Source organism: Peribacillus sp. P4_C12 (assembly GCF_056402095.1).
Genome location: NZ_JBFUIB010000369.1, coordinates 1 through 3,800 on the forward strand (window position 1 = coordinate 1; position 3,800 = coordinate 3,800).

Genomic DNA, 3,800 nt, shown 5'->3' on the forward strand with positions numbered 1-3,800 from the left:
AACTATCGGGGCAGGATAGTTGAAGAGTGCTGTTTGATCTTTTTTCAACAATTTGGCCATTTAATGGAGTATGGGGGTTCTTAACAAAATTAGCTATTTATATTGATGTGAGATTGTTAAATGTACTAATGGATCAGGATAGTGGAAAAAGACTAGTTAAAGTTAGGGAGCATTTTTAGTTATAGGAAGTGCTTTTTTTATGTCTAAAGATATAAAGGGATATATATAAATGATAATAATATTATGTAAAAAAATAATTATTTATTGTAAAACGATAAACATTGCATTAAACTTAAGTTAAAGATACACAAGTGAGGTGCTTTTTATGAAACAAGTTACGACACTCTTTTTAAAGCTAGCTGTTATTTTTATAGGAATCCCAGTTCTTGCATTGTGCATATTTTTTGTGCCTAAGATCGGGAATTTTGCTGGAGAATTGTATCCAGATATTGCTTATATGAAATCTCTCGTTTTAATCGATATGTATGCGGCAGCGATACCTTTTTACTTTGCTCTGTATCAAGCTTTTAAACTTTTAAGCTATATTGATAAGAACCAAGCGTTCTCGGAATTATCGGTAAAGGCTTTAAAGAATATAAAGTACTGTGCCATCACAATCAGTACCTTGTACTTGCTAGGTATGCCACTCTACTATCTCATGGCGGAAAGAGTTGACCCTCCAAGTTTCATACCAATCGGATTGGTCATTATTTTCGCCTCAATGGTGATCGCCGTTTTTGCTGCTGTTCTCCAAAGACTTTTACAAGAAGCTATTAATATAAAATCAGAAAATGATTTAACGGTCTGAGGTGGAGGATATGGCAATTATTATTAATATTGATGTGATGTTAGCAAAACGAAAAATGAGCGTAACGGAGCTTTCGGAGAGGGTTGGGATTACGATGGCAAATGTATCAATATTAAAAAATGGAAAAGCAAAAGCTATTAAATTTTCAACATTAGAAAAGATCTGCGAAGTTTTAGAGTGTCAACCAGGTGATATTCTAGAGTATCAAAAAAATTAATTCATATTATCTGAATAAAGGAGAGTATATGATGAAAAAGAAATATCTTAGCTTCTACACCATTATTTTTAGGAGTCATTCCGTGTTCAAAAAAACAAACTAATTAATGTATAAAATAAAAGAGCCAATTTCCTTAACGTACAGGAAATTAGCTTTTTTGATGGAGGGGATTCTCACCTAAAAAACTAATTGTGGAAATAATAACCAGTATGTGACCTGTTTTTACACGTACCTCGGCTGAACCCCTATATTAGGGTCTAGATATCTTTTTAATAGTACTGATGGCATTTCGTCCGTTACAAGGTAATATTTATAGATACAAACACATATTCGTGTGAATTCCTTTTAGTGTACCAAATCCAGCAAAATTGGCATTAGTAGTAAGTCTCTATTCAATTAAAGGGCGCGATTCTTTAACGGGTGCGTTAACTTAAGATCGGAGCTGTCTTTAAGGCAGATTTTTCTTTATTCACTAAGAGAATAGAGGTTTTAAATGGGCACTAAAATATTATATTATAAGAAATTTGAAGGTAGTGTAAAATCTATCGACTATGTTAATTGGGCCATACATATGCTGGAGAATGATTTTTCAACACAGTCATTAAGTATTCTATCTTCTTTTAATGAACCACTAAATATTTTTGAAGTTGAAGATTATTTTTCAAGAGCTATAAGAGAATTAAGTTTGCAGGAACCTTTACACGAAGAATGTGCAAAATATTATATTTATGAATTATTAAGAAAAATATTAAATGATGAAGATGATGTTCTTGAAATTGCTTATGAGATATACAACGTAATCCGTGAACATTTCACAAATGAAGAATTATCAGTATGGTATGATATTAGTGAAAAAATTGATGACTTTCGATATGGTGATAACATTACAAATATAACCAAGGGCAATTTAATTACAACTATCGTGAAAGAAGCTAAGAAACAATTAAAAAGCAATTTCAATTTAAACTAACAGAAGCTTGTAGAATAAAAGAAAAGAGGAAATTCCATTATACTTCGAGTTTCCTTTTTTCTTATTTAAATTTAACAAAGTCGTCTGATTACGAATAAAGTAGTTTAAGACAAAAGTATCTTAAAAAATTCTTAATCAACTAACAGGTGCAAGAGTTGAATATCTGGCTGCCATTTTCGGCGGTCTTTTTCTTATAGTGCTTACGGGGCAGGTTGAACAAGTGAGGTGAAATACAGCTCTTTTTTATGTTTATTGGAAGGAAATCATACAAAAAAAGAAATGGGGTTTCTATGCAATAGTTGTATTTGTTTATCCGTACTTTATTGTCACTCATTAACTTCAAAATTTCATTTTCCTAAGGAATTTTTAATCAATGTAGTTCATATAATCGATAAGTGAAAACATAAAAAAGGTGGGAAAAATTCTATGCTTAAACCAAATCCCGCGAATACTGCAATAGTTATTACTGACCCTCAAAATGACTTTTTGTCTCCAGGCGGAAGAGGATATCATTTGACAAAGGCTAACATTAAACAGAATAATACTTTAGCCAACTTGGAACTACTATTAAGCACTGCCCGTAGTAAAGGTTATCAGCTCTTTGTTTCCCCGCACTTTTTATATCCACATGACTATGATTGGCAGTTTACAGGGAACGAACAAGAGATGTTGATTAGTTTGCGTGTTTATCAGAAATTAAATCAATATAGTCCTCCAACTCCGGAAGCCGATTATGTTCCAACTTTAGCTCCGTATATCTGGGATAAAACATCCGTCATTGCAACACCGCACAAGGTGGCCAGTCCTCAGACAAATGATCTGGTCTATCAACTAAGGCAACGCAGAAAAGAACAAGTAATTTTGGCTGGGGTATTATCAAACGTATGTGTTGAATCGCATATGAGAGATTTAATCGAAAATGGCTTCAAGACAGCTGTTGTTTACGATGCAACTGCCACGATTAGTGAAAACGATTTTCATGCTGCTGTTACGAACTACCGAGCTTTCAGTAGTGCTACATGGACAACAAGTGAAGCCATTTCAAATATGTAATGATACTCTTAAAAAGGCATACTAATGAAGAGATTATTCTTTGATTAATTGTAATGTTGCAGCCGTTAGGTGCTTTCATTAACGATATCCAATAAGTCCATTCTTATAAAATTTAGATTCAATTACAGTGTGTTTCATTAGATAGATTTCCACCATATCCATTACTAGTTCCTGAATCTCTCCCATCATCTTGTAGCACTTTTTCAAATATCTAACCGATCTTGATACAGACCTACTTTTCGATGACTGCTTCCAACTTAAACATCACAGCAGTTATGGGTGATTTAAGCTCATGCGATATGATAGCAACAAATTCACTTTTATTCATACTTCTTTATTAGCTAGTTCAATATCACCAATAACTTTGATTTTGTAGAGGTACGAAAAAAGATAAGTTCGTGTAAACGAGCTTTCTGCAGTTTTTTATTATGAATATTAACGATTTGTGGGTTTGTGAAGAATTGTACTTAAATTAACAGGTGCTTTACTTCAATAAGAGAGTTGCTTTGGCAGCTCTTTGTTGTATGAAAATATATTCGTGAAAGGCCATACAAAATAAGCCCACCATATTCTAAGACTTATTGAACACCGGTAGCAGGTTAGTGCAATAAATTTCTTTTTGTATAAAAAATGAGATGTTTCTATAGAAACATCTCATTACAGTTTGTAGACAAAAGGGGTTCGGAATTATAAAATTCCGAACCCCTTTTGAAATTCCCTTTGAATTTTGGTCCAAGGTTAAGATATTGGGG

5 protein-coding genes are annotated in these 3,800 nt (G+C 32.9%); 4 read left to right on the plus strand and 1 reads right to left on the minus strand.

The genetic code is table 11. The features are described from left to right. The first annotated feature begins 325 nt into the window (after nt 1–325). From AC1DUW_RS23095 to AC1DUW_RS23110, 4 genes are all read left to right on the plus strand, one after another. The gene (locus tag AC1DUW_RS23095) at nt 326–808 is read left to right on the plus strand and encodes a DUF2975 domain-containing protein (RefSeq protein ID WP_053346664.1); all 483 of its coding nucleotides are present in this window, start codon (nt 326–328) and stop codon (nt 806–808) included. 10 nt (nt 809–818) lie between these two features. Further along, nucleotides 819–1,025 carry a helix-turn-helix domain-containing protein gene (locus AC1DUW_RS23100; RefSeq protein ID WP_053346663.1) on the plus strand — a complete coding sequence of 69 codons (207 nt, stop codon included), beginning with the start codon at nt 819–821 and terminating at the stop codon, nt 1,023–1,025. Between the two features lie 493 nt (nt 1,026–1,518). After that, nucleotides 1,519–1,995, plus strand: a complete 477-nt coding sequence (locus AC1DUW_RS23105; RefSeq protein ID WP_053346662.1) for a hypothetical protein — start codon at nt 1,519–1,521, stop codon at nt 1,993–1,995. 426 nt (nt 1,996–2,421) lie between these two features. After that, nucleotides 2,422–3,048, plus strand: a complete 627-nt coding sequence (locus AC1DUW_RS23110; RefSeq protein ID WP_477643556.1) for a cysteine hydrolase family protein — start codon at nt 2,422–2,424, stop codon at nt 3,046–3,048. A gap of 232 nt (nt 3,049–3,280) precedes the next feature. Here the strand turns inward: AC1DUW_RS23110 and AC1DUW_RS23115 are convergent, their stop codons facing one another. Next, complete coding sequence (locus AC1DUW_RS23115) at nt 3,281–3,376, minus strand: histidine kinase dimerization/phospho-acceptor domain-containing protein (RefSeq protein ID WP_082527743.1); 96 nt, start codon at nt 3,374–3,376, stop codon at nt 3,281–3,283. Between the last annotated feature and the right edge of the window lie 424 nt (nt 3,377–3,800).